The organism is Allofrancisella inopinata (assembly GCF_012222965.1).
GTDB lineage: Bacteria > Pseudomonadota > Gammaproteobacteria > Francisellales > Francisellaceae > Francisella > Francisella inopinata.
Genome location: NZ_CP038241.1, coordinates 1,553,495 through 1,568,113, shown reverse-complemented (window position 1 = coordinate 1,568,113; position 14,619 = coordinate 1,553,495). Strand labels below are relative to the sequence as shown.

Genomic DNA, 14,619 nt, shown 5'->3' with positions numbered 1-14,619 from the left:
CTCATTCAAAGCCTTTATTTTCAATGGTTTGAGTATACTAAATTGGTATAGTTTAGTTTAAGAAAATAAGTCCTATGACCACAGTGTGATGTGGTTATGGATTAATGGGCTGACAATTAAATTCCCTTTGTATTTTATAGATAAACGAGTTTTCGTTGAATTCTTTTTTATCTATTTTTAGATAAATTGTTTCCTCATCTGAACAAACTATAGACTCATAAACACCTTTTTGACTAAGGAGAAATTTTTCTAAATGATCTTTGATTTCAGATACATGACAGTTTAATTTGTAAATCTTTGAGTTTAAATAAGTTGGTTCAGCCATGGCTAGAGAAATTATTAACCATGAAAGCGCTAATAGAATACAAAATATTAATACGCCTAGAATTTCAAAGTGATGAAAAATAATTCCTCCTAAAGTGCCTCCTATAAAAATACCTAAAAACTGGCAGCTGGAGAAAACTCCCATAGCAGTACCCTTGCTACCAGCAGGGGCAATTTTAGATACTAATGATGGTAGGCATGATTCTAAGAAAGTAAAAGCTGCAAAAAAGAAGACAAGTGTAGTACTTACTACAAGGGTTTGGCTATATCCAAACACTAGGCCTGTTAAGCATATGGCCAGTAGAGCTATTGCTAATATAAAGTACTTTCTCATTTTACGTTTAACTTCAGCGATCATGACAAATGGGAACATCATGAAAAATGATATTATTAAAACAGGCAGATATATCATCCATTGGTAACTGGTTGGGATTTGTAAAATATTTGTTAAGATGGTTGGAACTATTATAAAAAGAGCTGTTAGTATGGCGTGCAAACTAAATATACCATAATTAAGGCGTAAAAGTTCTTGGTGAATGATTACATCTTTGACTAGTCCAAACACTGTCTTAGCTTCATGGTGGAAACTAGGAGTTTTGGGGGTAGGAATTTTGGCCAGCATAAGTATTCCAGCTACACCAAATATAGCAGTTAGCCAAAAAATTCCTGATAATCCGATAATGCTATTTAAAATAGAGCTAAGCATCATTGCCACGATAAAAGAAAACCCAATAGATAGCCCGATCATAGACATTGCTTTAAGGCGATTTTCTTCTTTAGTTGTATCAGCGACTAGTGCTGTAAGTGTACTGCCAATTGCTCCAGCTCCTTGAATAGCTCTACCTATTATAATTCCATAAATATTGGTTGAACAAGCAGCTATGATACTTCCTATAATTAAAAGTATTAATCCAAACACTATTATAGGTTTGCGACCAAAGCGGTCAGATAATATACTTAGAATAATTTGTAGCATAGCTTGCGTTAGTCCATATATACCCAGTGCTAAGCCTATTAGAAAAGGGGTAGCATATTGTAGATGGTTAATATATAAACTAAATATAGGGAATATTATAAACAACCCTATCATCCTGGAACTATATATTAACGAAATATAAGCGGTTGTTTGAAATTCTTTGTTATACATATAAGATAGTTTTTCTTATAAAAATAAAAGTAAAAATGAGTATAGCTAATAGAAGCTTATAATTAAACAGTGTTTTTTAGGTTTATATTGGCTGAGTTCTTTTAATCAGCTATATTTTTTCAAATACACTAAACGTAAAATCAAACTCATTTTTATCATCTTTTGAGTATTGTTTTTGACCTATGCGTTTATATTTTGATTCATCCCACTTGGGGAAAAATGCATCAAGATCTTTAATCTGTGTATCAACTTCAGTGATATACAGTCTATCAGCTAGATTTATAAATTCTTTATATATTTGAGCGCCACCAATTATAAATATTTCATAATGGGGTTTAGATTGTGCAAAATTGATTATTTCTTCTACGCAATGAATAATTAAGCAGTTATCTTGCTTGTAGTTTTTATCTCTAGTTAAAATTATATTCTTACGATTTGGTAGAGGTCTTCCGATAGACTCAAAAGTTTTTCTTCCCATTGCAATATAGTTATTCTCGGTTATTTTTTTAAAATTCTTTAAATCTTCAGAAAGCTTCCAAGCCAAAGAGTTTTCTTTACCGATTCCAAAGTTTTTATCGTAAGCAACAATTAGAGAAATCATTTTAGATATTAAATTTTTTAAAAATATGTTTGGTATTGTAGCATTTTACGAAATAATTAAATAGCCAAATAGCTTTGTAATTTTTAGTTAAGTTGTGATATGATAGGCGAGCTTGAAATGTATTTTTAAGCAGGTATATGTTAATTTAATAAATCAAGCATCTTTTCAAATTATATCTATTTCAAGGGGTGTCCTAGGATATTTGAAATAGTTTAGATGCTAGATAATAACCCAAAAGAGGAAAAACAAATGTCATTAATGAAAGATATGTTATCAGCTGGTGTGCATTTTGGACACAAAAAAGCTTTCTGGAACCCACAGATGAACGAATACATTTTCGGTATTAACCATGGGGTTCATATTATCAACTTAGAAAAAACAGTCCCACTTTTCCAAGATGCTGTAAATTTTGTTGGTAAAACAATAGCTAATGGCGGTAAAGTACTTTTTGTTGGTACTAAGAGACAAGCACAATCAATAGTTGAAGCTGAAGCTAAAAGATGTGGTATGCCATATGTAAGTCACAGATGGTTAGGCGGTATGCTTACTAACTATAAAACTGTTAGACAATCTATCAAAAGGTTAGCTCAGTTAGAAAAAATGAGAGAAGATGGTACTTTAGAGTCTCTAACTAAAAAAGAAATGTTACAGAACTTAAGAACTATCGAAAAGTTAGAGAAAGTCCTTGGTGGTATCAAAGAAATGGGTGGTATCCCTGATGCTATCGTGGTTATCGATAGTAATAAGGAGCACATTGCTATCCAAGAAGCTAAAAAGTTAGGTATCAAGGTTGTAGCTGTAGTAGATACAAACTCTAATCCAGAAGGTATTGACTACATTATTCCAGGTAATGATGATGCGGTTAAATCAATATCTTTTTATATGAGTAAGTTTGCTGATGCTATTATCGATGCTCAAGGTTTAGATAGAGCTATAGCAGCAAAGACTGAAGAAACTACAGAAGCAAAAGAAGACTAATAGGAGCTAAAGCAATGTCAAATATTTCTGCTAAATTAGTAAAGGAACTTAGAGAAAGAACTGGTGCGGGCATGATGGAGTGTAAGAAAGCTCTTGTTGCTACAAATGGGGATATTGAAAAAGCTGCTGAAGAAATGAGAATTTCTGGTCAAGCAAAAGCTGATAAGAAGGCGTCTCGTGTTGCTGCTGAAGGTGTTATAGAAGCTTATGCTGCTGATGGTAAAGCAATACTGCTTGAGATTAATTCAGAAACTGACTTTGTTGCTAGAGATGAAAGTTTTAAAACTTTTGCTAAAGAAGCTGTTAAGGCTGCTCATACTGCAAACGCGCAGGATATAGAAGAGGTTTTAACTGCTAAGCTTTCCATCCATAAAGAAACAGTAGAAGAAGCAAGAAAATCACTAATTGCAAAAATTGGTGAGAATATTCAAGTTCGTAGAGTAAAAACTATAGAGGCTCCTACGTTAGGATCATATGTTCATGGTGGTAAAATAGGTGTTGTAGTTGCTCTAGAAGGTGGCGATGAAGAGCTTGCTAAAGATATCGCTATGCATGTTGCTGCTGTAAACCCTATGGTTGTTTCAGGTGATGAAGTTCCCGCTGATGTTGTAGCTAAAGAAAAAGAAATTTTCACAGCTCAAGCAAAAGAAAGTGGTAAGCCTATGGAGATCATTGAAAAAATGATCGAAGGAAGAATTCGCAAGTTCTTAGAGGAGGTTGCTCTTTTAGGTCAAGCTTTTGTAAAAGATCCTAGCATCAAGGTTGAAAAACTAGTTAAAGATAAGGGTGCAAAAGTACTTGGCTTTATCCGTTTAGATGTTGGTGAAGGTATCGAGAAAAAAGAAGAAGATTTCGCAACAGAGGTAATGAACCAAATCAAAGGTTAATTTTATGTCTAGCGATTCGTCAGAATATTCTAAAATGGCTCCAAAGTTTAAGCGCATTTTGCTTAAACTTAGTGGAGAGTCTCTATCTGCAGATCATAGTTTTGGTATAAGTGTTGAAGCTGCACAGCCTATTTTGAATCAGATTAAAATTATTACCCAGCTAGGTATTGGGTTAGCTATAGTTGTCGGAGGCGGCAATATCTTACGTGGGGGTAGAGCTAATTTTGGTGATAAAATTAGAAGAGCCACAGCTGATTCTATGGGTATGATAGCAACTATGATAAATGCTTTAGCATTGCGTGATATGCTTATGTCAGAGGGCTTAGATGTCGATGTTTTCTCTGCAAGAGGTGTTGATGGGCTACTTAAAGTTGCTAGTGCACACGAGTATAATCAAGCATTAGATGCTGGTAAGGTAGTTATATTTGCTGGTGGAACTGGCAACCCTTTTGTTACTACAGATAGTTCAGCTAGCCTTAGAGCTGTTGAGATAAATGCAGATGCATTACTTAAGGCCACTACGGTTGATGGTATTTATGATAAAGACCCAAATAAGCATCCAGATGCTAAACGTTTTGAACAAGTTAGCTTTGAAGAGGTTGTGCGTGAGGAGTTGTGTGTAATGGATTTAGGAGCTTTTACTCAGTGTAGAGATTTTAATATACCTATTTACGTCTTTGACTTAGGTCAGCCATATGCTTTACTTGATGCTGTAACTGATTCTAAGTATGGTACTTGGGTAACTTTAAATTAAGGAAAAATTTTATGATAAATGACGTTATAAGGGATGCAGAAGCTAGAATGACTAAATCACTAGATGTTTTAGCAGATGATTTGGCAAAAATTAGAACAGGAAGAGCACACCCTGATGTTTTGGCTCATATCACTATAGATTACTATGGTGTTGAGACGCCAATTTCACAGGCTGCTAACATAACAGTTTTAGATGCCAGAACATTGGGGATTACACCTTGGGAAAAGGGATTGGCTTCTAAAATTGAAAAAGCTATTTTGACTTCTGATCTTGGGCTTAACCCAGCTAATTTGGGTGATAGTCTTAGGATTCCAATGCCAGCTTTAAATGAGGAGAGAAGAAGAGAGCTTGTTAAGCTTGTTAAATCAGAGACAGAAAGCGGCAGAATTTCTATTAGAAATATTCGTCGTGATGCTAACAGCGATATCAAAGAGCTGCTTAAAGAAAAAGAAATCACAGAAGATGAAGCTAAAAGAGCAGAAGATAGTATCCAGAAGCTTACTGATAAAATGGTAGCTCAAGCTGACGCTATGGCAGCTAAAAAAGAACAAGACTTACTGTCTCTTTAAATTCTTAATTCCTGAATAAAGCTTGTATTTACAACTGTTCTTTCTTATTATTTAATCAATACATCATGTTATCAAAATATATTTATGACTTTGGCTGAGAATAGCGCTCTAAAACATGTTGCCATAATTATGGATGGCAATGGTAGGTGGGCAAGAAAAAAGTTTAAGCCAAGGGTTTTTGGTCACAAGAGTTCAATAGCAAGTGTTGATGCTGCGATAGAGTATTGTGCTGAGAATTCTGTCGAAGTGCTTACCTTGTTTGCTTTTGGTCGCGATAATTGGTCTAGATCACCTCAAGAAGTTTCGGATTTGATGGATCTTTTTTATAAAACACTAAAAGATAAAGCTCCAAAGCTTGATAAAAATAACATTGTCCTTAAAGTGGTTGGTGATAGATCAAGATTGTCTAAAAAATTGCTGGAAAAGATAGTTCAAAGTGAGGATCTAACCAAAGACAATACAGGTCTAGAACTTAGGATAGCTATTGATTACTCAGGCAGCTGGGATATTGTAAACGCAGCAAAAGCTTTTGCTAAAGATGTGGTTTTAAGCGGTTTATCTCCAGATGATCTAGATAGCAATTCTTTTGAAAAATACTTAATTGGTGGAACGCTTCCTATAGATTTGCTTATTCGCACTAGTGGAGAGGTTAGGCTTAGTGATTTTATGTTGTGGCAATTGGCATATGCTGAAATGTATTTTACGGATGTGATGTGGCCAGATTTTTCCAAAAAGGAAATGCAACAAGCGGTAGATTATTTTCATTCTCGTCAGCGAAGATTTGGCAAGAGTGTAGAGCATATTTAAGGTTTTTTTATAGATAAGAGGATAATATGAAAGAGAGAATATTAACAGGTATAGTATTGGTTACGATTGTGTTTGGTTTTTTACTTTGCGCATCGGATTATTTATTTGGTGTAGGAGTTTTTTTGGTGTCTATATTGGCAGCCTATGAATGGCTGAAGCTTGCAAAAACCTCAGAAGATGATATGGTGAGAAATTTAATAGTGTTTTCTGCGACAACGTTTTTGGTTTCTAGTTTCTTTGTATATTTGCAATTTGTATTTCCATTGTTTTGGCTATATGCAATATTTAAGTTAAACCAGTATGAAAGACAAAAGATAGATGCTCTAACTACTAACCAGATGCTTTTTATGGGACTTTTTGTTGTTTCTCCTTTTTGTGCAAGTTTGTATGTGTTGCATAGTAATGGTGTAGCTTGGATATTTATGTTTATACTAGTAATTGCTGCAGCTGATAGTGTGGCTTATTTTACTGGTAAAGCTATTGGCAAGAAAAAGATGTTGCCACGCTTAAGTCCAAATAAAACAATAGAAGGTTTATTGGGGGGGCTTATAGGTTCAATCGTTGTTGCAGTAGTATTTTTGTTCTTTATGGATTTGAGTGTTGTGCAGTATTTATTGATGGTTACGGTTTTAGCTATTGTTGCTGCAGTATCTGTCATAGGCGATGTCTTTGAAAGTATGATGAAGCGTATTGCTGGTGTAAAAGATAGTGGTAACATTTTGCCAGGACACGGGGGAATACTTGATAGATTAGATGGTTATATGCCAGCACTGCCATTATTTGTGTTGCTGGGTTATTTGGTTGGGGTTTTTGTTATATAAGGTGCTTTTGTTATGAAAATACAGATTAAAATTTTGGATAAAGAAAATATAAAAGAGGCGCCGGCGTATGGAACGGAAGGTTCAGCAGCAGTGGATTTAAGTGCTTGTATTAAAGAAAAGGTTTTTCTAATGCCGGGCGAATGCAAGCTTATAGGTACGGGTGTGGCGATAAATATAGCAAACCCTAACTATGCAGCCTTGATCCTTCCTAGATCTGGATTGGGTCATAAAAGGGGGTTGGTTTTGGGTAATGGGACGGGACTTATAGATTCGGATTATCAGGGTGAGCTAAAGGTTTCTTGTTTTAATAGGTCCCAAGAAACTATAGAGATTGAGCCCTTAATGAGGTTTGCTCAGCTTGTTGTAGTGCCAGTTGTGCAGGCAAGATTTGAACTAGTTGAAGAGTTCTCTAATGTGACAAGTAGGGCAGATGGTGGCTTTGGTCATACGGGAGTATAGATATGTTTTTTAATATTCCTAACATCTTAACTTTTGGACGTTTGGTTTTAATACCTTTTATAGTAATTTGCTATTACTTTGAATTTCCTCACCATCATGGTATTACAGCGACTTTATTTTTGTTTGGAGCAGCTACTGATTGGTTGGATGGGTATTTAGCACGTAGGTGGCAGCAAACTAGTAAGTTAGGAGCATTTCTTGATCCAGTTGCAGATAAGTTGATTGTTGCTACAGCATTATGTTTATTTATTGAGATGTACCCTTATTGGTGGGCGACTATTCCTGCTATTATAATGATATGTAGAGAGATAGTTGTTTCAGCTTTACGTGAGTGGATGGCAGAATTAGGCCAGCGTAGTGTTGTTAAGGTTGGATGTTGGGGCAAAGTTAAAACCACGGCACAAATGGCAGCTTTATTCATTTTCCTTATCAAGCCTGCTATAAATTTTGACTATCAAGTGGATTATGCAAGTTTTAATACTTGGTTTATATTTTTGGGGTTTTTAATGTTATACATAGCAGTCATTCTGACAATTTATTCTATGTGTAACTATTTGTATCTGGCTTTTAAGTCAGTTTTTGGTACTGCAAAAGAGTAGTATTTTTCTTTTATTTTATTTGTTTTTTTGTTATTATTGTCGTCTAATGCCATTTTTGTATAAAAGTGGGATTAAGAATTTACATAAAATTTAAAACTGATAATAAAAAAACGGAGAATAATAACTAATGGCAACTATAAATCAGTTGGTGAACAACCCTCGCAAGAGATCGGTTGTTAAATCTAAGGTTCCTGCGTTGAAGGCTTGTCCTCAAAGAAGGGGTGTATGTACAAGAGTTTATACTACAACTCCTAAGAAGCCTAACTCAGCACTTAGAAAAGTTGCTCGTGTGAGATTAACGAGCGGTTTTGAGGTAACAAGTTACATTGGTGGTGAAGGTCACAACCTACAAGAGCACAGTGTAGTGCTAATCAGAGGTGGTAGGGTTAAAGACTTGCCAGGTGTTCGTTACCACATTGTTAGGGGTGCTTTAGACACTTCAGGTGTTAATAATCGTAAGCATGGCCGTTCTAAGTATGGTACAAAGCGTCCTAAGTCTTAGTTTGTGTTTTAACTTTAATTTAAAAAGGTGTATTAATGTCTAGAAGAAATAGAGCTCCTAAAAGAGATATTTTACCTGATCCTAAATATAAGAGTCAGGTTGTTACTAAATTTGTTAACCATATAATGTTAGATGGTAAAAAATCTATTGCAGAAAAAATTGTATATGGTGCATTTGATAAGATTAAAGCAAAAAATGCTTCAGTTAGTGAGGTTGAAGCTTTTGAGCAGGCTTTAGAAAGTGTTAGTCCTATGGTTGAGGTTAAATCTCGCCGTGTTGGGGGTGCTACTTATCAAGTTCCTGTTGAGGTTAGACCAGAGCGTCGCCAAACTTTGGGGATGAGATGGATTATAGAAGCTGCTCGTAAGAGAAAAGAGAGCACTATGGGTGATAGAATTGCTGCTGAAATCCTAGAGGCTTTAGAGGGCAGGGGTGCTGCTGTCAAAAAAAGAGAGGATACTCATAAAATGGCAGAAGCTAACAAAGCATTTGCTCACTTTAGATGGTAATTAAGGAGAAAGATAGTGTCTCGTAAAACAGCTTTAGAGAAATATAGAAATATTGGTATCTGTGCTCACGTTGATGCAGGTAAAACTACTACTACTGAGCGTATCCTTTTTTATACAGGGCTATCTCATAAGATAGGTGAGGTGCATGATGGTGCTGCTACAATGGACTGGATGGAGCAGGAGCAAGAAAGAGGTATTACAATTACTTCAGCTGCGACTACTACATTTTGGAAAGGTATGGATCAACAATTTGATGAGCATCGTGTAAATATTATTGATACTCCAGGCCACGTTGATTTTACAATTGAAGTAGAGCGTTCTTTACGTGTTCTTGATGGTGCTGTGGTTGTGTTTTGTGGTTCTTCAGGTGTTGAGCCTCAATCAGAAACTGTATGGCGTCAGGCAAATAAGTACGGTGTTCCTAGAATAGTATTTGTTAATAAAATGGATAGATCTGGTGCTGATTTTGAAAGAGTTTGTGCTCAGATTAGAACTAGATTAAAAGCTAATGTTGTTCCTGTGCAGTTAAATATTGGTGCTGAGGAAGATTTTAAGGGTGTAATAGACCTTATTAGAATGAAAGCTATTATGTGGAATGAAGAAGACATGGGTCTTACTTATGAGCTTGTTGATATTCCTGCAGAACTTCAAGATAGAGCAGAAGAGCTTCGTATGGAAATGGTAGAGGCTGCTGCGGAAGCTTCTGAAGAGCTTATGGAAAAGTACTTGGAAGAGGGTGAGCTTACTGAAGAAGAAATCCATGAAGGTCTACGTAAGCGTGTGATTTCTAACGAAATCGTATTAGCTTTTTGTGGCTCGGCATTTAAAAATAAGGGTGTTCAAGCTGTTCTTGATGGTGTTGTGCGTTATTTGCCGGCACCTAACCAAGTTCCTGCTATTAGATGTGAAACTGAAGATGGTCAGCCAGCAGCAAGAAAATCTTCTGATGATGAGCCTTTTGCGGCATTGGCGTTTAAATTAGCTACTGATCCATTTGTTGGTAACCTTACATTTATACGTGTTTATTCTGGTGTTCTTAAGTCTGGTGATGCGGTTTATAACCCTGTTAAGAGTAAGAAAGAGCGTGTAGGACGTATAGTTCAGATGCATGCTAATAAGCGTGAAGAGATTAAAGAAGTTAGAGCTGGTGATATTGCTGCCTGTATTGGTCTTAAAGATGTAACTACTGGTGATACATTGTGTGATCTTGATAAAGTAGTGGTTCTTGAGAGAATGGAGTTCCCTGAGCCAGTTATTTCTGTTGCTGTTGAGCCTAAGACAAAAGCAGATCAAGAGAAGATGGGTATTGCTTTAGGTAAATTGGCTGCGGAAGATCCTTCATTTAGAGTTAAAACTGATGAAGAAAGTGGTCAGACAATTATTTCTGGAATGGGCGAGCTTCACTTAGATATTATTGTTGATCGTATGAGACGTGAGTTTAAAGTAGAGGCAAATGTTGGTAATCCACAAGTTGCATACAGAGAAACTATTAGATCAACCGTTGAGCAAGAATCTAAATTTGTTCGTCAGTCGGGTGGTCGTGGTCAATATGGTCATGTATATGTGAAATTCGAACCGTTATCTGGCCAGGATGAGAATGGTGAAGAGAAAGTTTATGAGTTCGTTGATGCTATCGTTGGTGGTGTGGTTCCTAAAGAGTATATAGGTTCTGTTTCTAAAGGTATTGAAGAGCAATTGTCAAATGGTGTTTTAGCGGGCTATCCTATGATAGGTGTTAAAGCTACACTATTTGATGGTTCATATCATGATGTTGACTCATCTGAAATGGCATTTAAGATTGCAGGTTCCATGGCTCTTAAAGAAGGTGCTAAGAAGGCGAATGCTTGTATACTTGAGCCAATTATGAAGGTTGAGGTTGTAACTCCTGAGGATTATCTTGGTGATGTTATGGGTGACCTAAACAGAAGAAGAGGTATTATCGAAGGTATGGATGAAAACCCAAGTGGTAGAGTAGTTAGCGCTTTAGTTCCTCTTGCAGAGATGTTTGGTTATGCAACTAATGTACGCTCTATGAGTCAAGGTAGAGCCTCTTTCTCTATGGAATTTAAAAAGTATGCAGAAGTGCCAAATAATATCGCTGCTGAAATTATAAAATCTCGTAACTCATAATTAAAAGGAAATAAAAAATGGCTATAAATAATCAACGTATTAGAATTAGATTGAAAGCCTTTGATCATAAGCTTATTGATGTTTCTACGCAAGAAATAGTTGATACTGCTAAGAAAACAGGGGCACAAGTTAAGGGACCTATCCCTTTACCAGTTCGTAAGGAAAGATTTACAATTTTGATTTCTCCTCACGTAAATAAAAAAGCAAGAGATCAATATGAGATAAGAACTCATAAGAGATTGATTGATATCGTAGAGCCTACAGATAAGACTGTGGACGCTCTTATGAAACTAGATTTAGCATCAGGTGTTGATGTTCAGATCAGTTTAAGCTAATATATACGTTACTTTTTTGAATATAATTTCAGAAATTCCAAAAAAGTAGCTATTAGGTCTCTGTGGTCAATCGCAATCATGGAGTTAATATAATAATAATAGAGGATTAAATAATGTCTTTAGGATTAGTTGGTCGCAAATGTGGTATGACTCGTATTTTTACTGAAGATGGTGTTTCTATACCTGTGACAGTTATACATGTAGAGCCAAATACGGTTACGCAAGTTAAAACTGTTGAAAAGGATGGTTATAATGCTATTCAGGTAACTACTGGCTTTAAAAAACGTTCTAATGTAAATAAGCCTATGTCTGGGCACTACGCTAAAGCTAGTGTAGAGCCGGGAAGAGGTTTGTGGGAATTTACAATCGAAGGTGATAATAAGTACCAAGTTGGTTCATCTTTTGACGCTACAGTGTTTGAGGCTGGTCAAAAAGTTGATGTAAGAGGTGTATCTAAAGGTAAAGGTTTTGCAGGTGCTGTAAAGCGTCATAATTTTAGTACACAAGATGCTACTCACGGTAACTCTTTATCTCATAGGGTGCATGGTTCTACTGGTCAGAACCAAACTCCAGGCCGAGTTTTTAAGAACAAGAAAATGGCTGGGCATATGGGTAATGAGAATGTTACTATCCAGTCACTTGAAGTTGTAAGAGTAGATGCAGAAAATGGTTTACTTCTTTTAAAAGGTGGTATTCCAGGAGCGGTTGGTGGAGATGTTATAGTTTCTTCAGCAGTAAAGAGTTAGTAGATTAAATATTAAAATACCGGAGAGTTATTGTGGACTTAAATATTAAATCATTAACTGGTAAAGAGGCTGGTTGTGTTGATGTTGCAGATAATGTTTTTGCAATCGACTATAACGAGTCTTTAATTCACCAGGTTGTTGTTGCCTATATGGCAGGTGCTCGTCAAGGTACAAAAGCTCAAAAAACTAGATCAGAAGTTTCTGGTGGTGGAGCAAAACCTTGGAGACAAAAAGGTACAGGTAGAGCTAGAGCTGGGACCATCCGCTCACCTATCTTTAGAAAGGGTGGAGTTACATTTGCCGCTAAACCTAAAAGTTATAAACAAAAAGTTAATCGTAAGATGTATGCTGGAGCAGTTAAATCAATCTTATCTGAATTGTTAAGATCAGGTAGAATGATTATTGTTGAAGGAATGAAGTTAGAAACTCCAAAAACAAAAGAATTTAAAGCTATTGTTGATACTTTGGGTCTTAAAGATGTGCTTTTTGTGGTTGGTGTTGAGGAGTTTGATGAGAACTTATACCTTTCTTCAAGAAACCTTAAGAATGTGGCTGTGTGTGATTCTGTAGATATTAACCCAGTTTCTTTGGTGTGCTTTGAAAATGTAGTTGTTACTAAAAAAGCAATAAAAGAAATAGAGGAGAAGTTAGTATGAGTTCTCAAGAAAAAATATTAAAAACTGTTATAAGACCTCATGTGTCTGACAAAACTTATGGTTTATCGGATGCTAATTCTACAGTTGTGTTTGAGGTTGCTAGGTTCGCTAACAAGTATGATGTTAAGGATGCAATTGAGCAGCTATTTGAAGTTAAGGTTGAATCAGTTAATATCCTTAACGTGAAGGGTAAAGCACGAAGATTTGGCCGTATTGAGGGTAAAACAAAAGCTTGGAAGAAAGCTTATGTGAAGCTTGCTGAAGGGCATGATATCAATTTTGTTGGTGCAGAGTAATTTTTAAGAAGGTTTGTAAGTCATGATTGAAATAAAAAAAGCTAAACCTACTTCACCTGGCCGTCGCCACGTAGTGAGCGTAAAAAATACAGAATTACATACAGGTAAGCCATTCAAAGGTTTGGTAGAAGTAAAGAAAAAAAATGCTGGTAGAAATAATACTGGTAGAATAACAGTGCGTCATCAAGGCGGTGGTCATAAGCAGCACTATCGTATAGTTGACTTTAAAAGAAATAAAGATGATATTGTAGCTAAGGTTGAAAGGATTGAATACGATCCTAACCGTAGCGCAAATATTGCTTTAGTTTTATACGCTGATGGTGAGAGAAGATATGTGATTGCACCTAAGGGCCTAAGCAAAGACATGTCAATAATTTCTGGTGAGAAAGTTGATGTGGCTGTTGGCAATTGCATGCCACTTAGAAACATCCCTTTAGGTACAGTAATTCATAATCTAGAAATGAAGCCTAAGAAAGGTGCTCAGATGATCAGAAGTGCTGGGACTTTTGCTCAGCTTGTTGGTAAGGATAATGCATATGCAATTATTCGTTTAAGATCGGGTGAGATGAGAAGAGTGCTTTTAGATTGTAGAGCAGTTATTGGTGTTGTATCTAACTCTGAACATAACCTAAAATCTCTAGGTAAGGCTGGTGCTAAGCGTTGGAGAGGAATTAGGCCTACTGTTAGAGGTGTGGCTATGAACCCGGTAGATCACCCACATGGTGGTGGAGAGGGTCGTACTTCAGGTGGTAGACATCCTGTTACACCTTGGGGCGTACCTACAAAAGGTTATAAGACGCGTAAAAATAAGCGCTCTAATAAATTAATTGTTCAAAAACGTAAGTAATTAGGGAGAAGGGTGTGCCTCGTTCGTTAAAAAAAGGACCTTTTGTAGATCATCATCTGCTAAAAAAGGTTTTTGAAGCGCAAGAAAGTAATTCTAAAAAGCCGATCAAGACTTGGTCAAGAAGATCGATGATCGTGCCAGATATGATAGGTTTAACCATGGCTGTACATAACGGTCAGCAACATGTGCCAATTCTTATGACAGAAGAAATGGTGGGTCATAAGTTAGGAGAGTTTGCTATAACTCGTAACTATCGTGGCCATGCAGCTGATAAAAAAGCTAAGAAGAAATAGTTGGGGTTATATACATGGAAGTACAAGCTAAATTAAAATTTGCAAGAATCTCGGCTCAAAAATGCAGATTGGTTGCTGATCAGGTTAGAGGATTGCCAGTAGAAAGAGCTCTTAATATTTTGTCTTTTAGTAATAAAAAAGCAGCGGTTTTAATAAAAGATGTTTTAAACTCTGCAATCGCTAATGCTGAGCATAATGACGGTATGGATATTGACTCTTTATATGTCTCAACTGTATTTGTAGATGAAGGCCCTACTATGAAGCGTTTTGAAGCAAGAGCTAAAGGTAGGGGTAATCGTATTTTAAAAAGAACTTCACATATTACTGTGAAAGTTGCTGAGAAAAATTAAGAGGTGTAG

General features: G+C 36.1%; 20 protein-coding genes. 18 read left to right on the top strand and 2 right to left on the bottom strand.

The features are described 5' to 3' along the window. Positions 1-94: 94 nt before the first annotated feature. Both E4K63_RS07250 and E4K63_RS07245 read right to left on the bottom strand, forming a co-directional pair. Positions 95-1,471 carry an MFS transporter gene (locus tag E4K63_RS07250; RefSeq protein ID WP_133941973.1) on the bottom strand — a complete coding sequence of 459 codons (1,377 nt, stop codon included), beginning with the start codon at positions 1,469-1,471 and terminating at the stop codon, positions 95-97. A 109-nt stretch (positions 1,472-1,580) separates the two neighbouring features. Then, positions 1,581-2,072, bottom strand: a complete 492-nt coding sequence (locus tag E4K63_RS07245) for a dihydrofolate reductase (protein WP_133941971.1) — start codon at positions 2,070-2,072, stop codon at positions 1,581-1,583. Between the two features lie 249 nt (positions 2,073-2,321). Between E4K63_RS07245 and rpsB the strand changes: the two genes are divergently transcribed. The 18 genes from rpsB (at position 2,322) to rplV (ending at position 14,610) form a co-directional block, all read left to right on the top strand. Further along, positions 2,322-3,050, top strand: a complete 729-nt coding sequence (gene rpsB / locus E4K63_RS07240) for a 30S ribosomal protein S2 (RefSeq protein WP_133941981.1) — start codon at positions 2,322-2,324, stop codon at positions 3,048-3,050. Between the two features lie 14 nt (positions 3,051-3,064). Next, positions 3,065-3,937, top strand: coding sequence for a translation elongation factor Ts (tsf, locus tag E4K63_RS07235; protein ID WP_133941969.1), 873 nt, complete (start codon positions 3,065-3,067; stop codon positions 3,935-3,937). 4 nt (positions 3,938-3,941) lie between these two features. After that, positions 3,942-4,691: a UMP kinase gene (gene pyrH, locus E4K63_RS07230; RefSeq protein WP_133941967.1), complete on the top strand. Its 750-nt coding sequence runs from the start codon at positions 3,942-3,944 to the stop codon at positions 4,689-4,691. A gap of 11 nt (positions 4,692-4,702) precedes the next feature. Beyond that, positions 4,703-5,260, top strand: a complete 558-nt coding sequence (gene frr, locus E4K63_RS07225; protein ID WP_133941965.1) for a ribosome recycling factor — start codon at positions 4,703-4,705, stop codon at positions 5,258-5,260. A gap of 84 nt (positions 5,261-5,344) precedes the next feature. Further along, positions 5,345-6,067 carry a polyprenyl diphosphate synthase gene (gene uppS / locus E4K63_RS07220; protein WP_133941963.1) on the top strand — a complete coding sequence of 241 codons (723 nt, stop codon included), beginning with the start codon at positions 5,345-5,347 and terminating at the stop codon, positions 6,065-6,067. 26 nt (positions 6,068-6,093) lie between these two features. After that, on the top strand, positions 6,094-6,888 hold the full coding sequence (locus tag E4K63_RS07215; RefSeq protein WP_133941961.1) for a phosphatidate cytidylyltransferase: 795 nt from the start codon (positions 6,094-6,096) through the stop codon (positions 6,886-6,888). Between the two features lie 12 nt (positions 6,889-6,900). Next, a complete protein-coding gene (gene dut, locus E4K63_RS07210; RefSeq protein WP_133941959.1) occupies positions 6,901-7,347 on the top strand; it encodes a dUTP diphosphatase in 447 nt (148 codons plus the stop codon). A gap of 2 nt (positions 7,348-7,349) precedes the next feature. Beyond that, positions 7,350-7,946 (top strand): CDP-diacylglycerol--glycerol-3-phosphate 3-phosphatidyltransferase, encoded by a 597-nt coding sequence (gene pgsA, locus E4K63_RS07205; protein ID WP_133941958.1) that lies wholly within the window; start codon positions 7,350-7,352, stop codon positions 7,944-7,946. 127 nt (positions 7,947-8,073) lie between these two features. After that, positions 8,074-8,448 (top strand): 30S ribosomal protein S12, encoded by a 375-nt coding sequence (rpsL, locus tag E4K63_RS07200; protein ID WP_003035357.1) that lies wholly within the window; start codon positions 8,074-8,076, stop codon positions 8,446-8,448. 35 nt (positions 8,449-8,483) lie between these two features. Beyond that, entirely contained in the window at positions 8,484-8,957 is a 474-nt protein-coding gene (rpsG, locus tag E4K63_RS07195) for a 30S ribosomal protein S7 (RefSeq protein ID WP_133941956.1), read from the top strand. 15 nt (positions 8,958-8,972) lie between these two features. After that, positions 8,973-11,087, top strand: coding sequence for an elongation factor G (fusA, locus tag E4K63_RS07190; RefSeq protein WP_133941954.1), 2,115 nt, complete (start codon positions 8,973-8,975; stop codon positions 11,085-11,087). A gap of 17 nt (positions 11,088-11,104) precedes the next feature. Further along, the gene (gene rpsJ / locus E4K63_RS07185; protein ID WP_096334699.1) at positions 11,105-11,422 is read left to right on the top strand and encodes a 30S ribosomal protein S10; all 318 of its coding nucleotides are present in this window, start codon (positions 11,105-11,107) and stop codon (positions 11,420-11,422) included. Between the two features lie 113 nt (positions 11,423-11,535). Next, on the top strand, positions 11,536-12,168 hold the full coding sequence (rplC, locus tag E4K63_RS07180; RefSeq protein WP_133941952.1) for a 50S ribosomal protein L3: 633 nt from the start codon (positions 11,536-11,538) through the stop codon (positions 12,166-12,168). 32 nt (positions 12,169-12,200) lie between these two features. Next, positions 12,201-12,824 carry a 50S ribosomal protein L4 gene (gene rplD, locus E4K63_RS07175; RefSeq protein ID WP_133941950.1) on the top strand — a complete coding sequence of 208 codons (624 nt, stop codon included), beginning with the start codon at positions 12,201-12,203 and terminating at the stop codon, positions 12,822-12,824. After that, positions 12,821-13,120, top strand: a complete 300-nt coding sequence (rplW, locus tag E4K63_RS07170) for a 50S ribosomal protein L23 (protein ID WP_133941948.1) — start codon at positions 12,821-12,823, stop codon at positions 13,118-13,120. Before rplD ends, rplW begins: the two co-directional genes overlap by 4 nt. Positions 13,121-13,142: 22 nt before the next feature. Continuing rightward, positions 13,143-13,967 (top strand): 50S ribosomal protein L2, encoded by an 825-nt coding sequence (rplB, locus tag E4K63_RS07165; RefSeq protein WP_035720297.1) that lies wholly within the window; start codon positions 13,143-13,145, stop codon positions 13,965-13,967. A 14-nt stretch (positions 13,968-13,981) separates the two neighbouring features. Continuing rightward, a complete protein-coding gene (gene rpsS, locus E4K63_RS07160) occupies positions 13,982-14,260 on the top strand; it encodes a 30S ribosomal protein S19 (protein WP_035720295.1) in 279 nt (92 codons plus the stop codon). A gap of 14 nt (positions 14,261-14,274) precedes the next feature. Then, complete coding sequence (rplV, locus tag E4K63_RS07155) at positions 14,275-14,610, top strand: 50S ribosomal protein L22 (RefSeq protein ID WP_133941946.1); 336 nt, start codon at positions 14,275-14,277, stop codon at positions 14,608-14,610. The last annotated feature ends 9 nt before the right edge of the window (positions 14,611-14,619 follow it).

Bases quoted from the DNA above. Each gene is read 5' to 3' on its own strand.
- E4K63_RS07250 (WP_133941973.1), bottom strand. From the start codon at position 1,471: ATGTATAACAAAGAATTTCAAACAACCGCTTATATTTCGTTAATATAT.
- E4K63_RS07245 (WP_133941971.1), bottom strand. From the start codon at position 2,072: ATGATTTCTCTAATTGTTGCTTACGATAAAAACTTTGGAATCGGTAAA.
- rpsB (WP_133941981.1), top strand. From the start codon at position 2,322: ATGTCATTAATGAAAGATATGTTATCAGCTGGTGTGCATTTTGGACAC.
- tsf (WP_133941969.1), top strand. From the start codon at position 3,065: ATGTCAAATATTTCTGCTAAATTAGTAAAGGAACTTAGAGAAAGAACT.
- pyrH (WP_133941967.1), top strand. From the start codon at position 3,942: ATGTCTAGCGATTCGTCAGAATATTCTAAAATGGCTCCAAAGTTTAAG.
- frr (WP_133941965.1), top strand. From the start codon at position 4,703: ATGATAAATGACGTTATAAGGGATGCAGAAGCTAGAATGACTAAATCA.
- uppS (WP_133941963.1), top strand. From the start codon at position 5,345: ATGACTTTGGCTGAGAATAGCGCTCTAAAACATGTTGCCATAATTATG.
- E4K63_RS07215 (WP_133941961.1), top strand. From the start codon at position 6,094: ATGAAAGAGAGAATATTAACAGGTATAGTATTGGTTACGATTGTGTTT.
- dut (WP_133941959.1), top strand. From the start codon at position 6,901: ATGAAAATACAGATTAAAATTTTGGATAAAGAAAATATAAAAGAGGCG.
- pgsA (WP_133941958.1), top strand. From the start codon at position 7,350: ATGTTTTTTAATATTCCTAACATCTTAACTTTTGGACGTTTGGTTTTA.
- rpsL (WP_003035357.1), top strand. From the start codon at position 8,074: ATGGCAACTATAAATCAGTTGGTGAACAACCCTCGCAAGAGATCGGTT.
- rpsG (WP_133941956.1), top strand. From the start codon at position 8,484: ATGTCTAGAAGAAATAGAGCTCCTAAAAGAGATATTTTACCTGATCCT.
- rpsJ (WP_096334699.1), top strand. From the start codon at position 11,105: ATGGCTATAAATAATCAACGTATTAGAATTAGATTGAAAGCCTTTGAT.
- rplC (WP_133941952.1), top strand. From the start codon at position 11,536: ATGTCTTTAGGATTAGTTGGTCGCAAATGTGGTATGACTCGTATTTTT.
- rplW (WP_133941948.1), top strand. From the start codon at position 12,821: ATGAGTTCTCAAGAAAAAATATTAAAAACTGTTATAAGACCTCATGTG.
- rplB (WP_035720297.1), top strand. From the start codon at position 13,143: ATGATTGAAATAAAAAAAGCTAAACCTACTTCACCTGGCCGTCGCCAC.
- rplV (WP_133941946.1), top strand. From the start codon at position 14,275: ATGGAAGTACAAGCTAAATTAAAATTTGCAAGAATCTCGGCTCAAAAA.